The sequence below is a fragment of the Nocardia sp. NPDC059180 genome, from assembly GCF_042754945.1.
Lineage (GTDB): Bacteria > Actinomycetota > Actinomycetes > Mycobacteriales > Mycobacteriaceae > Nocardia.
In genome coordinates this window covers 364,312-385,422 of the sequence record NZ_JBHZBU010000007.1, presented here as the reverse complement: position 1 = coordinate 385,422, position 21,111 = coordinate 364,312, and the positions used below count along the sequence as shown (strand labels likewise).

At 64.6% G+C, this 21,111-nt stretch carries 28 protein-coding genes, 1 rRNA gene and 1 pseudogene; 13 read left to right on the top strand and 17 right to left on the bottom strand.

Features of this window, described 5'->3' with window-relative positions; translation table 11 throughout:
- The first annotated feature begins 227 nt into the window (after positions 1-227).
- A 5S ribosomal RNA gene (rrf, locus tag ACFXNW_RS22815) occupies positions 228-344 on the top strand.
- A gap of 48 nt (positions 345-392) precedes the next feature.
- Here rrf and ACFXNW_RS22810 read toward each other — a convergent pair.
- Entirely contained in the window at positions 393-836 is a 444-nt protein-coding gene (locus ACFXNW_RS22810) for a DUF1801 domain-containing protein (RefSeq protein WP_379419755.1), read from the bottom strand.
- Positions 837-1,055: 219 nt separating this feature from the next.
- On the opposite strand from ACFXNW_RS22810, the gene ACFXNW_RS22805 reads away from it, so the two are divergent.
- Together ACFXNW_RS22805 and ACFXNW_RS22800 are read left to right on the top strand one after the other, a co-directional pair.
- Positions 1,056-2,513 carry an alpha-L-fucosidase gene (locus ACFXNW_RS22805; RefSeq protein WP_379419754.1) on the top strand — a complete coding sequence of 486 codons (1,458 nt, stop codon included), beginning with the start codon at positions 1,056-1,058 and terminating at the stop codon, positions 2,511-2,513.
- A gap of 24 nt (positions 2,514-2,537) precedes the next feature.
- Positions 2,538-3,161, top strand: a complete 624-nt coding sequence (locus ACFXNW_RS22800) for a TetR/AcrR family transcriptional regulator (protein WP_379419753.1) — start codon at positions 2,538-2,540, stop codon at positions 3,159-3,161.
- Between the two features lie 122 nt (positions 3,162-3,283).
- Here the strand turns inward: ACFXNW_RS22800 and ACFXNW_RS22795 are convergent, their stop codons facing one another.
- From ACFXNW_RS22795 to ACFXNW_RS22785, 3 genes are all read right to left on the bottom strand, one after another.
- Positions 3,284-3,652 (bottom strand): hypothetical protein, encoded by a 369-nt coding sequence (locus tag ACFXNW_RS22795; protein WP_379419752.1) that lies wholly within the window; start codon positions 3,650-3,652, stop codon positions 3,284-3,286.
- Between the two features lie 239 nt (positions 3,653-3,891).
- Entirely contained in the window at positions 3,892-4,548 is a 657-nt protein-coding gene (locus tag ACFXNW_RS22790; protein ID WP_379419751.1) for a response regulator, read from the bottom strand.
- Positions 4,545-5,558, bottom strand: coding sequence for a histidine kinase (locus ACFXNW_RS22785; protein ID WP_379419750.1), 1,014 nt, complete (start codon positions 5,556-5,558; stop codon positions 4,545-4,547). Before ACFXNW_RS22785 ends, ACFXNW_RS22790 begins: the two co-directional genes overlap by 4 nt.
- A gap of 175 nt (positions 5,559-5,733) precedes the next feature.
- On the opposite strand from ACFXNW_RS22785, the gene ACFXNW_RS22780 reads away from it, so the two are divergent.
- From ACFXNW_RS22780 to ACFXNW_RS22765, 4 genes are all read left to right on the top strand, one after another.
- Entirely contained in the window at positions 5,734-6,009 is a 276-nt protein-coding gene (locus tag ACFXNW_RS22780) for a hypothetical protein (RefSeq protein WP_379419749.1), read from the top strand.
- The gene (locus tag ACFXNW_RS22775) at positions 6,006-6,503 is read left to right on the top strand and encodes a CBS domain-containing protein (RefSeq protein WP_256668273.1); all 498 of its coding nucleotides are present in this window, start codon (positions 6,006-6,008) and stop codon (positions 6,501-6,503) included. Before ACFXNW_RS22780 ends, ACFXNW_RS22775 begins: the two co-directional genes overlap by 4 nt.
- Before the next feature lie 28 nt (positions 6,504-6,531).
- Positions 6,532-7,815: an SLC13 family permease gene (locus ACFXNW_RS22770; protein WP_379419748.1), complete on the top strand. Its 1,284-nt coding sequence runs from the start codon at positions 6,532-6,534 to the stop codon at positions 7,813-7,815.
- Between the two features lie 200 nt (positions 7,816-8,015).
- A complete protein-coding gene (locus ACFXNW_RS22765; RefSeq protein ID WP_379419747.1) occupies positions 8,016-8,447 on the top strand; it encodes a hypothetical protein in 432 nt (143 codons plus the stop codon).
- Between the two features lie 121 nt (positions 8,448-8,568).
- On the opposite strand, the gene ACFXNW_RS22760 is transcribed toward ACFXNW_RS22765, so the two are convergent.
- On the bottom strand, positions 8,569-9,804 hold the full coding sequence (locus tag ACFXNW_RS22760) for an FAD-dependent monooxygenase (protein ID WP_379419746.1): 1,236 nt from the start codon (positions 9,802-9,804) through the stop codon (positions 8,569-8,571).
- A gap of 99 nt (positions 9,805-9,903) precedes the next feature.
- On the bottom strand, positions 9,904-11,367 hold the full coding sequence (locus ACFXNW_RS22755; RefSeq protein ID WP_379419745.1) for an MFS transporter: 1,464 nt from the start codon (positions 11,365-11,367) through the stop codon (positions 9,904-9,906).
- Positions 11,368-11,576: 209 nt separating this feature from the next.
- Here ACFXNW_RS22755 and ACFXNW_RS22750 point away from each other — a divergent pair, with 209 nt between their 5' ends.
- Both ACFXNW_RS22750 and ACFXNW_RS22745 read left to right on the top strand, forming a co-directional pair.
- Positions 11,577-12,218, top strand: a complete 642-nt coding sequence (locus tag ACFXNW_RS22750) for a TetR/AcrR family transcriptional regulator (protein ID WP_379419744.1) — start codon at positions 11,577-11,579, stop codon at positions 12,216-12,218.
- Between the two features lie 149 nt (positions 12,219-12,367).
- On the top strand, positions 12,368-12,811 hold the full coding sequence (locus ACFXNW_RS22745) for a hypothetical protein (RefSeq protein WP_379419742.1): 444 nt from the start codon (positions 12,368-12,370) through the stop codon (positions 12,809-12,811).
- Positions 12,812-12,859: 48 nt separating this feature from the next.
- Here ACFXNW_RS22745 and ACFXNW_RS22740 read toward each other — a convergent pair whose 3' ends face one another.
- Positions 12,860-13,702, bottom strand: coding sequence for an alpha/beta fold hydrolase (locus ACFXNW_RS22740; RefSeq protein ID WP_379419741.1), 843 nt, complete (start codon positions 13,700-13,702; stop codon positions 12,860-12,862).
- A gap of 89 nt (positions 13,703-13,791) precedes the next feature.
- Between ACFXNW_RS22740 and ACFXNW_RS22735 the strand changes: the two are divergent.
- Positions 13,792-13,887: pseudogene (locus ACFXNW_RS22735) on the top strand (class I SAM-dependent methyltransferase); the annotation flags it as partial.
- Between the two features lie 26 nt (positions 13,888-13,913).
- On the opposite strand, the gene ACFXNW_RS22730 reads toward ACFXNW_RS22735, so the two are convergent.
- The 5 genes from ACFXNW_RS22730 to ACFXNW_RS22710 all read right to left on the bottom strand — a co-directional run bounded on the left by ACFXNW_RS22730 (position 13,914) and on the right by ACFXNW_RS22710 (position 16,151).
- On the bottom strand, positions 13,914-14,474 hold the full coding sequence (locus ACFXNW_RS22730) for a dihydrofolate reductase family protein (RefSeq protein ID WP_379419740.1): 561 nt from the start codon (positions 14,472-14,474) through the stop codon (positions 13,914-13,916).
- 96 nt (positions 14,475-14,570) lie between these two features.
- Positions 14,571-14,789, bottom strand: a complete 219-nt coding sequence (locus tag ACFXNW_RS22725; protein ID WP_379419739.1) for a DUF397 domain-containing protein — start codon at positions 14,787-14,789, stop codon at positions 14,571-14,573.
- A gap of 39 nt (positions 14,790-14,828) precedes the next feature.
- Positions 14,829-15,035: a DUF397 domain-containing protein gene (locus ACFXNW_RS22720; RefSeq protein ID WP_379419738.1), complete on the bottom strand. Its 207-nt coding sequence runs from the start codon at positions 15,033-15,035 to the stop codon at positions 14,829-14,831.
- A gap of 31 nt (positions 15,036-15,066) precedes the next feature.
- Positions 15,067-15,273, bottom strand: a complete 207-nt coding sequence (locus ACFXNW_RS22715; RefSeq protein WP_379419737.1) for a DUF397 domain-containing protein — start codon at positions 15,271-15,273, stop codon at positions 15,067-15,069.
- On the bottom strand, positions 15,270-16,151 hold the full coding sequence (locus ACFXNW_RS22710) for a helix-turn-helix domain-containing protein (RefSeq protein ID WP_379419736.1): 882 nt from the start codon (positions 16,149-16,151) through the stop codon (positions 15,270-15,272). The genes ACFXNW_RS22715 and ACFXNW_RS22710 overlap by 4 nt, the downstream gene beginning before the upstream one ends.
- Before the next feature lie 317 nt (positions 16,152-16,468).
- Here ACFXNW_RS22710 and ACFXNW_RS22705 point away from each other — a divergent pair, with 317 nt between their 5' ends.
- Together ACFXNW_RS22705 and ACFXNW_RS22700 are read left to right on the top strand one after the other, a co-directional pair.
- The gene (locus ACFXNW_RS22705; RefSeq protein ID WP_379419777.1) at positions 16,469-16,906 is read left to right on the top strand and encodes a DNA-directed RNA polymerase subunit beta; all 438 of its coding nucleotides are present in this window, start codon (positions 16,469-16,471) and stop codon (positions 16,904-16,906) included.
- Positions 16,903-17,463 carry a hypothetical protein gene (locus tag ACFXNW_RS22700; protein WP_379419735.1) on the top strand — a complete coding sequence of 187 codons (561 nt, stop codon included), beginning with the start codon at positions 16,903-16,905 and terminating at the stop codon, positions 17,461-17,463. The genes ACFXNW_RS22705 and ACFXNW_RS22700 overlap by 4 nt, the downstream gene beginning before the upstream one ends.
- On the opposite strand, the gene ACFXNW_RS22695 is transcribed toward ACFXNW_RS22700, so the two are convergent.
- From ACFXNW_RS22695 to ACFXNW_RS22675, 5 genes are all read right to left on the bottom strand, one after another.
- Positions 17,460-18,494: a hypothetical protein gene (locus tag ACFXNW_RS22695; protein WP_379419734.1), complete on the bottom strand. Its 1,035-nt coding sequence runs from the start codon at positions 18,492-18,494 to the stop codon at positions 17,460-17,462. The genes ACFXNW_RS22700 and ACFXNW_RS22695 overlap by 4 nt on opposite strands.
- A gap of 567 nt (positions 18,495-19,061) precedes the next feature.
- Positions 19,062-19,478: a MerR family transcriptional regulator gene (locus ACFXNW_RS22690; protein ID WP_379419733.1), complete on the bottom strand. Its 417-nt coding sequence runs from the start codon at positions 19,476-19,478 to the stop codon at positions 19,062-19,064.
- The gene (locus tag ACFXNW_RS22685) at positions 19,475-19,822 is read right to left on the bottom strand and encodes a hypothetical protein (protein WP_379419732.1); all 348 of its coding nucleotides are present in this window, start codon (positions 19,820-19,822) and stop codon (positions 19,475-19,477) included. The genes ACFXNW_RS22690 and ACFXNW_RS22685 overlap by 4 nt, the downstream gene beginning before the upstream one ends.
- Positions 19,823-19,924: 102 nt before the next feature.
- Positions 19,925-20,401 (bottom strand): SRPBCC family protein, encoded by a 477-nt coding sequence (locus tag ACFXNW_RS22680; protein WP_379419731.1) that lies wholly within the window; start codon positions 20,399-20,401, stop codon positions 19,925-19,927.
- Between the two features lie 11 nt (positions 20,402-20,412).
- A complete protein-coding gene (locus ACFXNW_RS22675; RefSeq protein ID WP_379419730.1) occupies positions 20,413-20,715 on the bottom strand; it encodes an ArsR/SmtB family transcription factor in 303 nt (100 codons plus the stop codon).
- 162 nt (positions 20,716-20,877) lie between these two features.
- Between ACFXNW_RS22675 and ACFXNW_RS22670 the strand changes: the two genes are divergently transcribed.
- On the top strand, positions 20,878-21,018 hold the full coding sequence (locus tag ACFXNW_RS22670) for a hypothetical protein (RefSeq protein ID WP_379419729.1): 141 nt from the start codon (positions 20,878-20,880) through the stop codon (positions 21,016-21,018).
- Positions 21,019-21,111 lie beyond the last annotated feature (93 nt).

The window sequence follows — 21,111 nt, the reverse complement described above, 5'->3', positions numbered from 1 at the left end:
CCAGGTAACTGGTGGAGGTGACCGGTACTAATAGGCCGAGGACTTACCAACAAAGAAGCTACGCGTCCACTGTGCAGTATCTGAAACAACACACAACTTCGTGTGCTGGTGAAGAACCCCCGGGAAGATATTCTGGGTGCTCTCTTCATCATGGATCGGGTGCTCGAGGGCCAAGCCCTCGAAACCACCCCTGATCCGTCACGCGGAGTGTGACAGTTTCATAGAGTTACGGCGGCTATAGCGGTGGGGAAACGCCCGGTCCCATTCCGAACCCGGAAGCTAAGGCCACCTGCGCCGATGGTACTGCACTCGACAGGGTGTGGGAGAGTAGGACACCGCCGGAACATCCTTTCACGAAAGCCCCCGACCACGGTCGGGGGCTTTCGTCGTTTCTACATCTTTTCGCCGGGCAGTTTGCTTGCCTGGCCGATCCAGGAGACGAGCTGGTCCTCGTCGAGGTCGTCGTCCTCGTAGATATCGAGGTAGCGCACCTCTTCGTGCTTGGACGCCTTGGGCGGAACAGGATCGAGTGAAGTGCCGCGAAAGAACTGGATCTGAACGTAGTTCGTGTAGCAGCGGAAGGACAGGAACCAGCCCTCGCCTTCGTGGCCGTAGAACGGCTGGTTCCACTTCACGGCCTTGTGCACGTCGGGGACGGTGCCCACGATCAGGCCGTCGAGTCGCTCGCCTAGCGGACGCTTCCACTCGGGCATGGCTGCGATGTAAGCCTGCACCGGCCCGTTGCCCTCGCCCTTCGGGATCTGCGGGTTGCCTCCCGAGAGGAGCCTCGGGGCGGAGTCGGAGTTCTTCTGAATGTTCTTCGTGGTTTTCGACATCGATCCTCCGTTGTTTCTCGTCAATCGCCGAGGTGTCGTTCGAAGGCGTCGTGCTGACCGGGCTGACTCATGGAGTCATTTGCTCACGCTATGTTCACGCCTGCGCGATGGCAACGCGTGTCGGACCCACCAGCGGACCGAGTGTTGCAAGGCCTCGGCGTTCTAGCTTGCTCGTGCTATTTTTGCTTGGACAAGCAAAAATAACGTGGAGGAGTCGTCGTGGCTTACGCGCCGGACAGGGAATCGCTGGGGGCGCGGCCGCTTCCGGAGTGGTACGGCAAGGCCAAGCTGGGCATCTTCGTGCACTGGGGCCTGTACTCGGTGCCCGCGTTTGCGGAGCGCACCGACGCGGATTACTCGGTGTTCATGCGGGACTTGTCAGCAGGGAAAACCACCGCGGACCGGATCCCCTATGCCGAGTGGTATCTCAACTCGATGCGGGTGCCGGGCTCGCCGACGGCAGTACATCATGCGGCGACCTACGGTGAGCAGGCCCCCTACGACGACTTCCGCTCGTCATTCGACGGGGCGGCTCGGTCGGTCGATTTCGCCGACTGGGCGGAGCTTTTCGCCGAGGTGGGAGCCCGGTATGTCGTCATGGTCACTCGGCACCTGGACGGATATCCGTTGTGGCCCACCGGTGTCGAGCATCCCCGCAGAACCGGCTCCTATCGTTGCGATCGTGATCTGGTGGGTGAGCTGACGCAGGCGGTGCGGGCGCACGGCATGCGGATGGGGCTGTACTACTGCGGCGGGATGGACTGGTCGTTCCGGGAGCAGCCGATGCGGACCATGACCGATCTGATCAGGCATCAGGCGCTGGGGCCGCAGTATGCGCGGTATGCGGCCGCGCAGTGGCGGGAGCTGATCGACACCTATCGGCCGTCGATCCTGTGGAACGATATGGGCTGGCCGGCGGAGATCGACCCGCACGAGATCATGGCCCACTACTACGACACGGTCGACGACGGCGTGGTCAACGATCGCTGGATTCAGCCGAATCTGCCGGGCAACCGCCTTGTTCGCGCCGCGTATCTGGGGTTCATCGGTGTTGCCCTGAAGGCAATGGCGAAGCGGGGCCGCGAGATTCCCGAACCAGCCAAGAACTTCCACTATGACCTGGCAACCCACGAGTATGCTGCGCCCGCCACCGTGCAGACCGGGGCGTGGGAGCTCACCCGCGGGCTGGGCAGTTCCTTCGGATACAACGCTCAGGAAACGAGTGCGGACACCCTCACCGGCGCCCAGTTGATCCATCTATTCGCGGACGTGGTCGCCAAGGGTGGCAATCTGCTGCTCAATGTCGGTCCCGATGGTGCGGGCCGGATTCCGGAATTGCAGTTGGTGCCGTTGCGTGCGCTCGGTACCTGGCTGTCGCGTAACGGGGACGCGATCTACGACACCACGCCCTGGGAGCAGGCTGCGACCACCACAACCGCGGGTGATGACGTCCGGTTCACCTGCGAGGGCGGCACCGTCTTCGCGATCGTGCTGGCCGACCAGCCCACCGGAGAGATCACGGTCAGTGACCTTCGAATCCCATCGTCCTCCACGGTCGGACTCCTCGGTGGGGCCGCGGAACTGCGCTGGCACCAGCGCGACAGCGACCTCACCATCCAGCTACCGGCGGATGCGGAGCCCCAAGAGCACGCCTACGTCCTAACGATTACCCGGTGAGGGCGTCCGTGCTAATTTTCGCTTGTGCAAGCAAGAAAGCAGGGTGAGCTGACTGCGATCGAACGCGCCCGCCGAGCGCAGATCGTGCGGGCCGCGATCGACACCATCGCGGAAATGGGCTATGCGCGTGCGTCGTTCACCGCCATCGCACGCGCCGCCGGACTGAGCAGCACCGGCATCATCTCCTACCATTTCGCCGGCAAACAGAACCTGATGGCCGAGGTGATGGACACGATCCTGGCCGAATTCACCGCGTACGTCTCCACGCGCAGCGACCACGGCACCCCGGCCACACGCCTCAACGCCTTCGTAACAGCCAACTGCGAGTTCATCCAAGGCCACCGCAACCACCTGGTGACCATGCTGCACCTGCAAACCGCCACACCAGACACCGAAACCCGTGACCGGCAAGCGAACTCGGACCGATCGAAACTGGCCGAACTGCTCGCGGGCGGGCAGCGCGAGGGCGATTTCCGGGAGTTCGATCCGGACCTGATGGCCGGATTCATCCTCTCGCTACGCAACGGCGTCATCCTGCGCGCCGCCTCCCAGCCCGACTTCGACTTAGACGCATGCACCGCCGAACTCCTCACCACGATCCAGCTCGCCACAAGCCCGTCGCCAGTGGGTCGATCGATCCCCTGCTGAGTTCGGCAGGGAGTCGGTGGACTCTCCGTCGGGGCCGGTCGCCAGGGACGCGGTCGGTAGCGTCGTTCCATGTTGTGTTGAGCGGATCGCGCGGCGCATCCGCGGGTCGTAGAGCTTCCGGGCTATAGGCGTCGTATCCGGCTCGGATCGGGCAGCGAGTGCGGTCGTTTGTCGGTGTACCAGGCGTACTCGATCCCGCTCAACCAGCCGCCCTCGACCCACAGGATGACCTCCCCGACCGGCGTACCGTTTCGATCGCTCACCGCACCGCTGGCAAAGATTCCGTCCATCGACTCGGATGCCGGCGCCACACCGGGTTCCACCGCCAAGTCGACGCTGGGCGATCCCGGGCCCCAGGTGGCGACCACCCGCGCATACGGCACTTGCGCCAGGTACTCACTCGCCCCTGGTGCGTCGGACGACAGCAACGTCCTGACAACTCCGGCCTCCAGATCGGTCAGCGCCCGCGGCGGTATGGGAGTGTTGCTCATCTATCTCCTTGGTTCTCGCGCTACGTCACGGAATGTATGCGGTGCCGATTTTGAAGACGTCGCGAATACGGACCGTGTGGCTGCCGATCGTGCGCACCAGAGGACTCGACCCGTTGGGAACGCCGTCCGGAGCCCTGTGTCACGCCTATGTCATGCGGATTATGAGTCCACGTGTCCAATCGCTCATCAAGGAGGGGTTGTCATTATCGGCTCGGTTACCGGGCCGAATTCTCCACGTCCTACGGCTCTATCAGCCCAGCACGAATCGCGTAGCGGGTGAGGGCGAGGCGGTCTCTGAGGCCGAGTTTCTGCAGGATATTCGCGCGGTGGCGGTCGACGGTTTTGATGCTGATCACCAGGTCGTTGGCGATTTCGCGGGAGGAGTTGCCCTCGGCGACGAGTTTGACGATCTCCTCCTCGCGTGGGGTGAGGATGGTTTGGGGGAGTGGGTCGCCTTGGTTGGCGCGTTCTAGCCAGTCGCGGATGAGGGAGTTGACCGCGCCGGGGTAGAGGTACGGTTCGCCACGCAGTGTGGCTCGGCAGGCCTCGAGCAGGTCGCGGTCGGCGACGGATTTGAGGACGTAGCCGGAGGCGCCTACGCGCAGGGATTCGAAGAAATATTGCTCGTTGTCGTACATCGACAGCATCAGGATGCGAACGCCCGGGTTGTTGCGGTTGATTTCGCGGGCCGCCTGGATCCCGGTCATCCGTGGCATGGCGATATCGAGGATCGCGAGATCGACGGGCACCTGCCCTAGCTGCTGCACCGCTTCATAGCCGTTGGCGGCTTCGGCGACGACGGTGAGATCGGGTTCGGCGTCGAGGATCATTCGCAGGCCGGAGCGCACGAGGGCGTGGTCGTCGGCGAGCAGAATCCGGGCCGGGGCGGTGCTCATGATCTGCTCCCTCCGTTCGGATGCGGGATTGTCAGGCATACCTCGGTGCCTTGTTCCGGTGGGGATTCGATGGTCAGGTCGGCATCGACGAGCAGGGCGCGTTCGCGCATACCGCGGATGCCTGCGCCGTCGTCGTCGACACCGCCGCGGCCGTCGTCGCGTACCCGCAGTACGAGGGAATCCCCGGCAATCCGCAAACTCAATTCGACGCGCTCGGCCTCGGCGTGCCGGGCGATATTGGTCAAGCTCTCCTGCGCGATGCGATAGCAGACCAGCTCGACATCGGGAGCCAAGCGAGGCAGATTCCGGTCGACGTCGCGGGTCACGGTGATGCCTGCGGTGGAAGCGAACTCGGTGCACAGGGCGGCGAGCGCACTGGACAGGCCGAGATCGTCGAGGACGTCGGGCCGCAGCCGGCGCGCGATCCCACGCACTTCGTCCAGACAGGAGCGCACGGTCTCTTGCGCGCCGTGCAGCACATCGACGACGTCGTCGGGCGCGCGGTCGGCGGCGCGTTTCATGGACAACAGTGCGACGGTGAGGCTTTGGCCGATCTCGTCGTGCAGCTCTCGGGCGATGCGCTGACGTTCGCCCTCCTGCGCGGCGAGCGCCGAGGCGCTGGCGGTCGCGCGTTCGGACTCCAGCCGTTGCACCATGGCGTTGAACGAGTCGATCACCCGGGACATATCGCCGTTGCCGTGTTCGTCGAGCCGGCCGCTGCGTCGCAGTGGATCCACCCGCTGCATGGACGCGATCAGCTTTTCCAACGGCGCCAGACTCGACCGCAGCAGGAACGCGTTCGCCGCCAGGATCACCGCCAGCCCGACCAGGAGTACCGGTATCTCGGTCAGCCGCACCCGCGAGGACACCGTGGCGGGGGACAGCGCGAGCACCAAGGTGCCGAAGGTGAACACCAGACCGTTGATGAGAAAAATCCGCCGGAACAGGGCATCCGCCGGTGTCCGGGTGTGTCGCCGGAACAGGCCGATTCCACTTCCCGGACGGTCCATGACCTCAGTGTGGCCGCTGGTGCACATGGTGTCCATGGGGTGCGGCACCCATTCCGCGTCGGGCCTCTACATAGCGTCGGCCCGCACAGATGGGTGTGAGCACCGATAGTCGCGGACCCGGCCCGTCACCAAGACTGAAATCGAAACGCAGACGGTCGCGGGAGGAGTGCTCGACATGGACGTCGATCGCGCCACCGTGCCGGGCCAGGGCACTGTGCACCATCTGCTGACCCGCAGCGGGGCACGGTTCGCCCTGGTCGCAGGCAGTGACGGCAGCAAGCACGTGCTCGTCTACGACCGTGTCCGCGACGAACCCGTCCAGTCCATCGCCCTGGAACCCGACGAGGCCGATCAGTTCGCCGAACTGCTGCACAGCGCGCCGATCCCTGATCGGGTCGCTCGCCTGGAACGGCTGATGGACCAGCTCACCGGCGAGCGGAGCCGCTCATGACCACTGTCTCCCCGCACGCGCGACGGGACCAACCGATGCAAGCACACGAGATCGCGATCCAGCTGCCGACCGTCCACCCCGGTGATCCGGTGGCCAAGGCGATGCGGTTGATGGTCGTCAACCGGCTACCGGGCATGATCGTCGTCGACGATGACGACCATCCCATCGCCGTCCTCCCGGGCACCCAGGTGCTGCGGCTGGCGATCCCCAGCTCCTATCAGGACGATCCCGCGCTGGCGCGCACCATCGACGAGGTGCACGCTGAGTTGTTCTGGCGTGAACCCGGCCATCTGACGGTGGGTGATTGCCTGCCGGAACGATCGGCCAAGCCCGCGATCGTCCGCCCGGACGCGACGCTGCTCGAGATCGCTGCCTTGATGGCGCAGCGGCACAGCCCGCTGGTCGCGGTGGTGAACCATTCGCGCACGCTGCTCGGGGCGGTGACCCTCGAACGTCTGCTGATCAGCCTGGCCGTTGCCGGTCCCGACGACTGACCGCCACCCGGCCCAGGCGAGGTGAGCGATGAACCAGCTGTTGGCCGTTGCCATATTCGTCGGCGCGTTCTGGTGTATCGCGACCGAACGTGCGGACAAGGTCAAGATCGTGCTCATCGCCGCGGGGCTGATGACCGTGCTCGGTCTGGTGCCGGGCGAGGAGGTCTTCTACAACGCGCATGCGGGCATCGACTGGAATGTCATCTTCCTGCTGCTCGGCATGATGATCATCGTCGGTGTCGTCAAGCAGACCGGGCTGTTCGACTTCCTTGCCATCTGGGCTGCGAAACGTTCGCACGGAAATCCGTTCCGGCTCATGGTGATGCTGATGATCATCACCGCGGTCGCTTCACCGATCCTGGACAATGTCACGATCATCATGCTGATCGCGCCGGTCACGATCGTCGTCTGCGATCGGCTGGGGATGGCCGCACAGCCGTTCATCATCGCCGAGGTACTCGCGGCGAATATCGGCGGTGCTGCCACGCTGGTCGGCGATCCGCCGAACATCATCATCGGCAGTCGAGCGGGCTTGAGCTTCAACGACTTTCTCATTCATATGGCGCCCGCCGTGGCCGTGATCTTCGTGCTGTTCGTGGTGTTCACCCGCTGGTTGTTCCGCGCGCACCTGCGCCACGATTCCGAACACATCACCACCGTGATGGCGTTGCAGGAACGCCGGGCCATCACCGATACTCGGTTGCTCACGCGAGCATTGCTCGTGCTCGGCGGTGTGATCATCGGTTTCGGGCTGCATTCGGTTCTGCATGTCGCGCCGTCGATCATCGCGTTGCTCGGTGCCGGGGCGATGGTGCTGATCTCCCGGCTCGATATCGGCGACATTCTGCGCGAGGTGGAGTGGGGCACGCTGGTGTTCTTCATGGGGTTGTTCGTGATGGTGGCGGGGCTCGTGCATACCGGCGTCATCGACCGCATCGGTGATGCCGCGGTTGCCGCATTCGGGGACAACCCGCTACTCGCGTCGGCGACGCTGGTATTCGGCTCGGCGGTCGTCGCGTCGTTCATCGACAACATCCCGTATACGACGACGATGGCGCCCGTTGTCGAAGGGCTCGTCGCGCAAACTCCGGATCCTGTGCAGGGCCAAGCCCTTTGGTGGTCTTTCGCTTTCGGTGCCGACTTCAGTGGGAACGGGACGGCGGTCGCCGCGAGCGCCAACGTCGTCGCTTTGGATATCGCCCGCCGTGCCGGTCATCCGATCACCTTCTGGCAGTTCACGCGGTACGGGATCGTGGTGACGGTGTTGAGCAGCGTACTTGCGTGGATCTATATCGTGATGCGCTACTTCTGAGCGGCTCGACGGCGTGCACGGCATGGTTTGCATCGGGACGTCGCCTACTTCCGTTCACGGGCGTGTCCGTCCGCGACCCGATTTCTGTTCGAACAGGAGCGCGAGATGTCGACGCCGACCGCGCGGATATTCTCCGGTCGCCTGCGCTCCATCCATGGCAGACTCGGCACGAACCGACCGTTCGACGAGAAGGATCAACGATGCGCATCCACATCCGGCGATTCGGACTCGCCGCCACCCTCGGCGTTCTCGGGCTGGCGACGACCTTTGCGGCGCCCGGAGCCACCGCCGCGGTGACCGGCGTGAGCGTCGCCGCCGGCGCAGAAGGTCTGCGGGCCGGCTGTGCCTATACGGTGACAGCCACCGTCGACGCTCCGCCCTCCGAGGCCGGCGAGATCACGATCATCAACAGCGGTGGTTCGGTCCCGGGCAACGGTGACCGCCTTGGCCAGGCCGAGTACCACGCCGAAAACGGGACAGCTACTTTCAAGTGGACGCCCAAATACACGGGCCGACAGAACATCACCGCCCAGCAGTTCAAGCCCGGGCAGTACACCTCCTCGAAGTACATCGAGGTCGACGTGCAGGGGCGCGGAATCGACGCCGGAAGTTCCTGCCTGCCAATGCCATAGATGCCTGAGCGCAGCATCGACCCGGCACGCTCAGCGCGCAGCGGGCGCCCTCCGCAGCTAGCGAGTTCGATCAGCAGTCGGCCACGACGCGATCGGCTGGGTTCTCAGCTCGCGAACCTGATCAACAGGACCGAGTCCCGCGCACCGCGAATCTCCGCGGAGCGACATAAGGTTCGGGCAAAGTCAGGGCTGTGTGGGCTGGGCGCCCGGTTTCCGATGGCATGGCGGTGAGGCCGCGAAGTGTGTTGTTGCGTTTCTCGAGGGCGTCGGCGGTGGCGGGGAACAGTGCTGCGTCACCTTTGCCGACCTGGGCCTGGTTCAGTTCGACGAAACCGCGGATGTCGCGTGCGTAGGCGGCGAAGGCCGCGGTGTGGTCGCGATGGGCGGCCAGCGAGCCTGCGAGCATATAGGCGCCGACGAGGGCGAGACTGGACCCTTGCCCGGTCAGGAACGACGGGGCATAGGCGGCGTCGCCGACGAGCGCAACCCGGCCACTGGACCAGCACGGCATGTGGACTTGGCTCACGGTGTCGAAGAACGGATCGTCCGCGTCGACCATGGCGTCGACCATGGCCGGGATTTCCCATCCGTCGTCGGCGAAGGTGGTGGCGACGAGATCGCGTTGCGCCTCGGGGTCGCGGAGGGCCTCGTATGGCGGTTCGGGATGAGCGAAGTTCAGGAATGCGTGTAGCTCGTTGCTGTCACCGACCGCGTAGAGCGCCGCGCCTCTTCCGGGAGTGTTCCAGATGAGTGCTTCATGGGAGAGCCCAAAGGTGTTGGGCATGGCGAATATAGCGAAACAGTACCCGAGGTAGCGGTGGAATCGGTGCTCCGGGCCGAATACGAGCTCCCGGGTACGCGAGTGCAGGCCGTCCGCACCCAACACCAGGTCGAAGCTACGCTGGACGCCGCTGCGGAAGGTGACGTCGACACCGTGCTCGTGTTCGTCGAGCGCGGCAATGGAGTCGTCGAACACGAATTCCACCTCGTCGCGGACGGCTCCGTACAGGACTTCTGTCAAATCCCCGCGCGGCACCTCGATGTCGCGTCCCTCGACCCCGCCGGCCACCGCCTGCGGATGAACCACCGCCGCCGCACTGCCATCGGCATCGAGGAAGGTCAGCCGGCGCGACTCGATATGCGCTTGCCGGAGCTGCGGCAGGATTCCCATCCGGCGAGCCACCTCCACCGCGGTGCCACGCACGTCGATCGGGTACCCACCGCCCCGCAGTCCGGTGGACTTCTCCACCACCGTGACCGCGAATCCATACCGATGCAGCCAGAACGCCACGGCGGGGCCCGCGATGCTCGCGCCGGAAACCAGGACCTTACCTTTCGAATCGGTTCTTGCCGCCATCAGTCAACCTCCTGAAGTTCGTTCTGAGACATTCGACATCGAGTTCGGATTGCCTTGTACGCGAGGAACTCTCGCCTGGTGTCCGCCTCTTCAGAGACATCACAACGCGTCGCGCGCGAGGTCGAGCGCCGGCGAGTTGCGGCTGAGGCGTGTACTTCGCATGAGCATGACGGCCAGGACGGCGGCGATCGCGAACGCGCCAGAAGCGATCGCGATATAGCTGAACACGCCCGTGGCCGAGTTCGTTGTGTCGCCGTCGACGACTGTGGCCGTCGACTCGAGCACGGCAGCGCCTACGAAGTCCAGCACCACCGATCCGATCGCGACCATGACCATGACCAGGCTGGACACGATGCCCTGCCGTTCGGCGGGCGCCAAACTGCCCGCCATGTTGAAGCCGGATGTCCCCAGCGCTCCTACCGTGACACCAAGCAGGAATGCGAAGAAGAGCGCGGCGGGAAGCTGGGAAGCCCCGAGGAACATCCCCATGGTCGCCACCGTTCCGAGCAGGACTGCCCCGGCCAACGTCGAGGCCGGTCCGATGCGTGCGGCAAGCCATCCGGCCCCCGGACCTCCGAGCATGACCCCGAATCCGGGCGCCGCGAGCAGCAGTGCCACCGATCCCTGGTCGGCCAGTCCGTACCCGAGTTGCTGATCCGCCGAGACGTCACCGATGAGGGAGATGAGCTGAAGCATGCTCTGGTACGAACCGGCTCCGAGGAAGACGATGAGGAGCGTGAGCGCCAATGGCCCGCCGAGGTCCCTGACGTCGATCAGCGGGTCGGGCTTTCGACTCGAGACCAGCAACCATCTGGCCAAAGCCGCAACGCCACCGACGAGGAGGGCCAGCGGGCCGACGGCGAGCCAGCCGAGGTCCGAGCCCAGACTGAGGTAGCTGAGCGCCCCGGCGAGACCGCCGCCGAGGAGTAGAGCGCCGCTGACATCGATCTTGCCGGGTGTCTTGACCGGGGATTCGGGAATGACGTTGTGCACGCAGATTGCCATTGCGGCCGCAACGAAGGCCGATACCAGGAACAAGATCTGGAAGCCGGATTCCATGGCCAGTTTCTCGATGAGGAAACGGGACGCGATGTTGAGCACCGCGGAGCCGGAGGTCACGATGCCGACGATGATCATCGCGATGCGGGGTGCGCAGACGCTTCGAACGATGGCGACGGAGAGGAACACCGCGGCCAGAGATGCTCCCTGCAACATGCGCCCTGGTACGAATACCCAGATGTTGGGGGCCACGGCGCACACGATGGCGCCCGCGCAGCTGAGCAGCAAGGTCAGCACGAGCATCGTGCGCTTGCCGTAGATGTCGGCACTCTTTCCGAGCAAGGGCGCCCACAGCACTCCCGCCAGCATCGCGGTGGCGTTGAGCCACGCCGCCTGGTCGGTGTCGAAATGGTCGAGCATCTCCGGGAGGACGAGCAGCGGCGCGGCTATAGCCGAGTCGACCACGAAGTTCACCATGACCAGGACGGCCACCAGGCCGATGAGCTGCACGTTCCATCTCGTGTGCAGTCCGGCGTCTGTGCTTGCGGTCCTGCTCTGCTGCATCAAGGGCTCCCTACTACGGGCTCGCGACGGTGCCGGTACGGCCTGAGGTGTTTCGACTGGAACTGGGGGACAGGGTGATTGATGGATCCATCCCCGCAGTCGGCCGAGGAAGAGCGCCGAACGACGATGGCATTTAAGATACGAATAGGTTTCTTAACCACCAGAGTAGGGTACGGCGATAAGAAACGTCAAAGGTTCTAAGGAGAGTTGTGGGACGACGGCGCGGCGAAGCGCTCGAGGCAGCGATCCTCGAAGCGGCGTGGGACGAGTTGAGCGAGCGGGGGTATGCAAACCTGACCATCGACTCCGTCGCCCGGCGCGCCGGCACCAGCAAACCGGTGCTCTATCGGCGCTGGGCGGACAAGCAGAAGCTGGTCGAGGCGGCCGTTGTACGCCGCAATGTCATCCAGCTGATCACCCCGGCCGACACCGGGTCCCTGCGCGGCGACCTGATCGCCACCCTCACCGAGGCGAGCGAGAAACAAGGTCCGTTCCTCGCCCAGCTCAGCCTGCTGCTCGCCGGCTACTTCACCGAGACCGAAACGAGCTTCGCCGAGCTACGCGAGATGATCGTCGCCGGACGCCGCTCCGGACGCGACGAGATCATGGAGCGCGCCATCGAGCGCGGCGAACTCGACCCGGCCAAGCTCACGCCACGGATCGCCGCACTGCCCTTCGACCTGCTTCGAGGCGAGACGATGATGACGCTACGGCCGGTCGCACCCGAGGTGATCGAGGAGATCGTCGACACGATCTTCCTCCCCCTGGTCAGCGGGACTGATTCCCGCGAGCCGCGAAACTCCGTGGAGCGACAAAAGGTTCGTCGCTCCATGGAGATCAAGGGCGGTTGAACCGATGAATTCGCCGGATCCGAATCGTCTAGGTGAATGATGTGTATCGCCAGGGCACGTCGGTTTCGCCAGGGCGCCGCCCACGCCGCCCGGCGCGCACTGAGCACTGCGTTGAACGGCGCGGACAATCGAGTGGAAAGGCGTGTGGAATGCCCGAGGCCCAAGCGATGCAACGGTTCGCACCGATCATCGGTCGATGGAAGACCTCCGGTGTGGTCCTCGACGAGGACGGTCGAGCGGTGATGACCATCGACGGCACTGACGTCTATGAGTGGATGCCCGGACGGCAGTGGATCCTGCACCACGTCGACGTACTGATGGGCGAGGAACGCACCCGCGCTCTCGAACTGATCGGCGACCACGACCCACGCACCGACACCTACGCCATGCGCGCTTTCGATGCGTCGGGCGCCTACGGGAACATGACCGCCCACCCGAACGCGGACGGCACCTGGCTTTTCGACGGCGACGCGATGCGCAGCACCCTGCGGATCGCCGACGACAGATCCTCGATGTCGGCGTTCTGGGAACGCGAAATCAGCCCGGACACCTGGATTCCCTGGATGCGGATGATCTTCGCTGCGATCGAGTAGGGCCGCGGCGTCCAGCTGGACCCATACCGCTCACGCCCTCCTAGCCCCTCAGGTGCGCCCTAGGTGCTTGTGCAGCTCCGGCACAACCACGTCCCACACGGCAGGCGGCGGGATCTCATGGCCCATCCCTTCCAGCCGTACAAGCCGGGCTCCTGGGATCGCTCGCGCGAGTGCCTCTCCGTGCGGGAGCGGAAACATCGGGTCGTCGGCGCTGTGGAGGACGAGGGTCGGCACGCGAATTTCGGCCGGGTCGACCGAGTTACCGGGCTCGGCGATGAAGTGGTTCGCCATCGACGATGCCATATTGCGGCTGCGGCGGACCTCGAGCGTCGCGAGGGCGCGCACGCGCGCCTCGTCGAGCCCGAGCGGGCCGGTGTAGGGCCGCTCGGCGTCGACGCGGTAGTTGATGACCGCGTTCTCGTCGGCCCAGTCGATCTCCGGTTCGGGCTCCTCCCAGGTTGCGGCGACCTCGGGGCTCGGCGGGGGCAACTCACCATGGTCGCCGCCGGTGGGGCTGGTTTCGATAAGCGTCAGTGAGCGCACTCGCTCGGGGGCATTGACGGCGATACTTTGCGCGATACCGCCACCCATCGACATGCCGATCAGGTGTGCCTTCTCGATACCGAGGGCGTCGAGAATGCGCAGCGGATCGGCGGCAAGGTCATCACCCGTATAGTCGGGCTGCCCTGGCTTGGAGGTGGTCGATTGACCGGTATCGCGGTGGTCGTACCGAATCACTTGCAGCTCACCGCCGCCGAGCAGATCGCAGAACTCGGGCGTCCACCAGTCCATCGACTGGGCCCCGCCTGCGATGAGCAGCAGTGCGGGGGCGCCCTCGGGGCCGCGGCGCTCGATCGCCAGCTCGATGCCGTCGAGTTCGAGGATCTCCATCAGTTCTCCAGTGCTTGTGGAATGCAACCACTCGTACCTTAGATTTTCTGATTGTGAAATGCAACCAGTCGTCGCTTCATGCAGGTGCAGGGCCGCAATTCGACCCGGAACGCGTGGTGCCTGAACGAGACGGCGTGAGCTTCGCCCCCGGTGGCTTCGAACTCCGCGGGCTGCGGCCGGTGCTGGAATCGCCTGACGCCTGGTGCCGAACTCAGCGGATGCGCTGGTAGCGAAGGAAGACGACTCGGGAACCCATGATCTGGGACTCGACCAGCCGCAGGTCGAGGGGCCTGGCGAGCGGTGGAAAGTAGGGGGTGCCGCCGCCGAGGATGATCGGGTTCACGAACTGGTGGTACTCGTCGACCAGGTCCTCGGCGATGGCGGCGGCGGCGAGGTCCGCTCCACCGATGCCCACCGCGCCCTCGCCCGGCTGGTCACGCAGGCGAGTGATCTCTGTGGCGATATCGTCGGTGGCCAGGCGTGCATTGCCCTCCACCGACTCCAGCGTCCGGGAGAACACCACCTTCGGGATCGGCCGCCAGATCCGGGCGAACTCCAGTTCCGCCTCATCGGACATGGTCTGCTCGGCGGTCTCCCACACCAGCATGGCCTCGTACAGGCGGCGCCCGCACAGATGCGCTGTGATGCCGCGGGTCTGCTCGATGTGGAAGCGAAACAGCTCCGCATCCGGCGCGGTCCAGCTGATGTCGTCACCCGGTGCTGCGGTGAAACCGTCCAGCGACACGCTCATCGAGTAGATGATGGGATGCATCAGGACCTCCTCAGCTGGGCGGTGCGTTGGACCAGGTGAGGTCGCGAACGTCGCAGTGACGCTCGCGATCACCCCAAACCCTAGCCCCGGTGCTGCTCAGCCGCGGTCGAATCCGGCCTGACGGATGCGGGTGGTGAAGGCGTCCCATTCGGCGGGGTGGAAAACGAGGGCCGGGCCTGTGGGGTTCTTTGAGTCGCGGACCCCGACGTGATTTCCGTCGAGGAACGCGACTTCCACACAGTCCTTGGTGGCCGAGCTGCGAGTGCTCTTGCGCCACACCGCGCCGGAAAGGTCGACGAGGTACTGGTTGGTCACCTGGCTGCTCCCTTGGCTGTCTGGAGGATTTAGTGGTGCTTAGCTGTGCTCGAGCCCGTCGTGGCGCAAGCAGGTTGTGAAGGCGTCCCATTCGGCCGGGTTGAATACGAGGGCCGGGCCGGTGGGGTTCTTGGAGTCGCGGACCCTGACCATTCCACCGCCGAGATGGGCAACTTCCACGCACTGGGCGTTCGATTCGCTGTGGCGACTCTTGAACCACCGCGCCCCGGCTAGGTCGACGTTCACCGTGCCTCCGCAAACCTCTCGGCGCTGATGGTCAGCCGCGGCCAAGCTTGCCGGCGTGGATGGCCGCAGTGAACTCGTCCCAGGCAGTCGGAGCGAAGACGAGTGCTGGGCCGGTGGTGTTTTTAGAGTCGCGGACGCCGACGGCATCGCTGTCGAGGAATGCGACCTCGACACACTCCTTCGCGCCACCGCTGCGGCTGCTCTTGAACCAGTTGGCTCCAGATAGGTCCACGCTCACGCCAGGTACTCCCTTGCCTTGTTCCGCAACAAACTCCTGCTGGCGACCTCATCCAACGCTGCGTCGCGGAGGAGTGCGTATGCCTGCTGGTACCGCTCGACAATACCGACTTTTTCGGAGTACATATCGCTGGTGTAGTTCTCGGCGTACACGATCGTTGGCTCGACCGGATTGCCTTGGCTGTCGGTGTCGAACTCGAGGATCACGAATGGGCCGATCTGGTCTCCGGTGGGCATGCCCGCACTGAACGGCAGAACGCGAACCGTGATGTTCGGCCGCGTACCTGCGTCTGCGAGGTGCCTCAGCTGTACGGCCATGACTTCGCGCCCACCGACGACTCTGCAGAGTGCGCTCTCGAAGAGGATCACCTCCAGTTGGGCGGGACGGATGCTGCGAGTGACCAACTTCTGCCGGAGCATCCGGGGTTCGACCCGACTGGAGATTTCAGCATCGGACTCTGTGGGGAATGCGTTGCGGACGAGGGCTCGCGCATAGTCCCTGGTTTGCAGCAGGCCGGGCACCAGGTCCGGTTGGTAGCTAGTCAGGCACTTGGCGGCGGATTCCATGCCCATGTAGACGCTGAAGTTGTCTGGGATGACGCCCCCATATTCGTGCCACCACGACTTTTCGGCTGCCTGCTGGGCGAGGCCCCTGAGACCTGCAGCGCGATCGTCCCCGATTCCGTATATCTCGATCATCCCGTCCAGATCGCGGATCCGGACTTTCTGGTTCTGCCCCTTCTCGATTCGTTGCAGGCTGCTCTTACCCCACTCCATGAGGCCGGCGGCCTCTTCGAGCGTCATACCGATCGCTTCGCGCGCCTCTCGCAAGTACCTGCCGAGCTGGCGACGGGTGATGCTGCTGTCCCTGTCGGACATGCGGTCCCCTTATGAGTGGGTGAGTACTCCCGATTGGGGAACATCGTCACATGCCAATCGGCACTCGTGCAGCGGTTTTGGGCGTCTTTTTTGGGAATCCGATTCGGGCTTCCGGTCGCTGGCGATCGTGAGGTCTCCTAGTGGAGCGCCCGGCAGGGAGGACGCCAACCCGAACCCCTCCGCAACTCCCGTCCCCGGTGCCGGTCATCCACCGGGCCGGGCGCACCCAACACTTTCCGACTACCTGACGAGGTCTGCTCATGGAGCGCATGGCTTTTGGTGACACGCCTGTGTCGCGGTGCGAGTTCTACCGCAGGGTGTGTGGTTTGGCTGCTGTTGTTCGTCCCGGGTCCGGGCGGATTGTGATGCCTGCGGGGTCGGTGTGGGCGTTACGGATGACGGCGGTGCTCGGGCAGGCGGTGCGCCATGATCTGCTCAGCCGGCGGTACGCGGTGGGGCCCATCGTGTCTCATCCACGTTCGGGGACCTGGATGTTTCTGGTTCGGCCGGATCTGCCGGAATCCGATCGCCTCTTTGCCCAGTTGTACGGCGTGCGGGTTGCCGTGCATCGGCATGGTGGGGAGATTCCGCTGCCGTCGCCGGGGGATCGGCCGTTCACGATGCGGCAGTGGGTTGATCCGCTGCGCGATCAGTTCCGGCCGTCGGCGGCAATGGTGGTGGCGTCGGTGAGCCGGTGCCTGCCCGCGGGGAAGATTGATCTGCGGCTTCTCGATGATGAGCCGACAAGGCGGTGACTGATGTCGACGCCTCCGGTGATGCGATACCGAACATTCTGGGCGACGGTGGTTCTGATGTCTCGGTCGGTGCGGTACGTCCGACACTTCCGGACGCGGGCCGGTTGTTCCGGGTCTTCTGTGCAGTTGATCCTGTGGATGATCCACTGGTGCATTCAGCGGTCGCGGTGCTGTCGGTCTGGGTCCGGCACTACGAGTCCCGTCGCAGACCCATGCTCGGCCGCCTCGCCGGCCAACTCGATCTCTACATATACCTGATCGACTGCCACGCCGAAGACATCATGGCCAACCACTCCAGCAACCTCGCGGCCGACGAGATGCACTACACCTACGGCGAACACGTCGCCCTACTCACCTCGGATTTCGTCCGCTACAAAGGCGAACAATCCAGCCAAGGCGGCGTCACCGACGACCAGGCCCTCCACCACCACCGCCACTGGCGTGGCTTCGACACGATGGTGGCCGCGGTCCACGCCGGTACCGTGCGGTTGAAACCGCCGCGGGACCCGTCGTCGCCTCGGTTCACCGCACCGCGCCATCCTCGGCTGGTGGACTAGCAGCGTTCGTACTGACGCGCAAAGGGCTCCGACTCCGGTGAAACCTCGCGGCCGGGCTCTGGGCAACCGCCGACGAGGACGGCGAAACTGAAGTTGTTGCGGGTGATGATGGTGTAGTCGACCACGCCACCGCGCTGGGACAAGTGGCGCAGATGCCGGTCGGCGAGTTGTGCCGCCTGCGCAGCGCTGAATTCCTCTCCGGCGGGCGGGAACACCTTGACGTCCAGTGTGCGGCCTGCCGTGTCCGCCGGGTCGTATACCGACAGCCAGGCAATTGCCGAGGTGGGTTGATCGGTCAGGAACCACTCCCACAATTCGAGTTCGCTACTGGATGGGAAGCGGGGGCGGCTGTCCAGGTGAGTCACACTGGGTTCCAGTCTCGAGTGGTTATCACCCGAGCCCAAGCTCTCCTCATAAGTGGGGGACACCGTCCAGTTGTTGGATGCCAGTTCCGGGAAGTCCTGGATGATTCGGCGCATCGCCGCGGTGGCCTGGTGGGGTTCCGCCTCGGAGCCCGCTCGGACATCGATGGAATGGGTCACTCCGTCTGCGTCTCCGGTCGCTTTGTCGCCGCCGGTGGACAAGTGAATCTCCGCACCGGTATCGGCCGATGACACTCGGGTCCAGGTGGATGCCGCGTTCGCTTCCACGTTCACGTCCTGCCCGAACCGCCAGCCCCCGAAGTAGGAGTCTGTCATCCGGTGGATTGTGACCAAGGTCGAGTCGCCTTGATAGTGCGGCGGAAGCTGCTGGGCGCCCATAACACGCACGACAGACGCGGCCTCGGCTGGTGTGGCGTCATCGTCGAGCTGAACATCGAGTTTGGAGGTGTAGTACGAATTGGGGCCGTACGGGAAGTACTGGAACTTATGCGACGCGTCGGCCACCCCCGGAAGGTCCTCGATGGCCGTCTCGATCACCTGCGACCAGCTGTCACGCTCGTCCTGATCGGGCCCTTGCGGAAAGAGTGAACATCCGGTCAGCAGGACTGCTGCCATCATCAACACGATGGTGGGCACGGTGAAACGCATAGCAGTTCATCCTGCCAGCAGTTGGCTGCTGGGAAGGATGCTGTCGAATGTCCTTGGTTCTGCGGCTATGGACCGACTTCGACTGGGGCGCACGGGATCAGCGCCGGGCAGTCGGGGCGTCAGCCCTTCTCGACGCGGCACTAGGCATCAGTTGAGGTAGTAGCTCTTTCCGTCGTTGCCGGTACCTTCGGTCCAGGGGCGTTTGAACCCCGACTTCATGGCCAGGCCTAGAGTCGTGGGCGGCACCCAGCGGGATCGATCAGCGGACGCGCGTCCAGCCGCAGAAAACCGGCTGCAGCTCGATCACCGTCCGCAGCAACGGACTGGACTGGCTACCGGTCACCGCCACCAGCAGTGAGGCCGGGTAGGAATACATCGTGCAGAGTGAAGGCGCCGGGGCCGGATTCGCGTGTGCAGTTCCGGCCGTGACAGCAGCACCGGCGAGTACCGCGCCGACTGTGGCAACACTGGACATGAGTTTTCGCATCCCGCTCACCTCTTTGGTCAACGTGCACGGATCTTCTGTTGGAAGCGATCTGGAATATGGCTGGTGGATCTTCAGTAGCGTCAGTGGTCGGTGGTGTCGAACGGCACGGGACAAGCCGGTCGTCCGCTGCATTCGAGCAGATCGTCGCAACCTGCCGCCAGCGCCGCGAGCAGGGTGCCACGCGTCGCGGTCAGCTCGGCAAGTCTAGCGTCGACCTCGGCCAGCTTGCCTTCGACGTGGGCGTGCAACCCGGTGTCGTTGCGGCGACCGCCCGATTGGGGTGCAGCGAGCAGCTCGGCGACTTCGTCAAGGCTGAACCCGAGCCGTTGGGCCGCCTTGATTGTCCGGAGGACCGTCACCGACTGCTCCGGATACAGCCGGTGCCCGCCCAGTGACCGATCCGGTTCGGCGAGTAGGCCGCGGCGTTCGTAGTAGTGCAGAGTCTGTGCGTTCACGCCCGCTGCGGCCGCGAGCTGGCTGGTGCGCAATCCACTCATCGGTGTTCACCGCCGAGCGCGGCATCCACCCTCATCGCGAACGCATCCAGTACCTCAACGTAGGTGGCGGGAACCCCGACATGCATGACAAGCCCGGTCTCGGAGGTGTCGAAACCGAAGGTGAAGAACGAGCAGCAGCCCGTCTCCCGCGCTGCGAGATCACGGGCTGCGTCCTCGGCGTCGGCTTCGAAAAACAGATCGAGCTGGATCGGGCTCGGTCGGTGAGCGCGCTGCACTGACCCGGCGAAGAACCGGTCGAACTCCGCAACGCGGATCGGTTGCTCCACCGTCGGCAAGGTGCACGCATCCGGCACCCAATCCCCTTGAGCAGGCGAAATCATCATGAATCCACGGTAAGCCTGTACCCAGGTACAAGATGCAACCCGACGGCCGGGTGATGAACCCGTCGGTGGCCAGGATTGGCCGGCGAGGGTTTGCCTTGCGGCTTATGGCGCAGTCAGCTCGGCGAACCGCTGCAGGTAGAGCGGCCAGCCGCCATCGGTGCCCAGGCTGTCGCGCTCGCTCTGCCAGTCGTCGCCGTGACGGTCCAGGTATCGGTGCTCGAGTTCGACCCGGGTCCGCGCGGGCGCTTCGGCCACGAAGCGCACTTCGACCTCGCTGCACCGGTCGGGGTCGGTCTCGATCTGCCATTGGGGGCTGATGTCCCAGCTGATAACGAACCGGTGCGGTGGCTCGAATGCGAGTACCCGCGCAAAGCGGCATACCGATCCATCCTCGCCGCGGTCGTAGACAGCGCCACCCGGCCGGGGTTCGAACACTGTCTCAGCGATCGGAACGGCCAGCATGTTGTGTTCGCGAGGCTTGATCCGGTCGAACTGCTCGGTGAAAACGGCGAAGGCTCGCTCGACCGGGACGGCGACCTCGATCTGTAGCCGGACGGAAGTTTCGGTGGACGTGGTCATCGCGATACTCCTTATTCCTCTTCGGCAACCTGTTTGACGTTCTCGAGGGCTTTGGTCCAGAGCCCTTCCAGCTCCTTCCGCAATGCGGCCAGTCCGCCGGGGTCGACCTCGTAGATGCGGCGAGTGCCCTCTTGTCGGGCTCGCACGAGACGCGCGTCGGCGAGCACGCGCAGGTGCTGGGAGACCGCCGGGCGACTGATGGGCAGGCCGTCGGCGATCTCGGTGACCGATCGTGGCCGCTCGGTGAGGCACTCGAAAATCTGGCGACGCCTCGGGTCGCCGAGCGCGGTCCAGGCATTTTCGTAACCAGCCACTTACGTAAGCGTACGCTTACGCTTGTAAGCCGTCCAGGGGTATCGGAGCAGCAGCGTCAATCTTTTGGCTCTTGACCTCAGCTCGAAGCGGCTCGACCGTTAGGGAAAAGCCCCTGCGATCCATCGATCGATGTCATCGAGTCTGGCGAGGAGGAGACCCACGTGAATGTTCAGAAGATCTACCCCGCATTGCTCACCGCAGACCTTGCTGCGGCCGAAGACTGGTACACCGAGCTGCTCGGCCGTGGACCGGATCACCGCCCGCTGGCGACGCCGCCTGCTCGACCCTTTCCGCCGGCATGATCCGGCGGCCGACATCGGTGTCCTTTGTGCGATACCGGTCAGCCCAACTGGAGGCGCGCGACGAGCAAGTGGCGTGGTACCTCGTGCACGGTG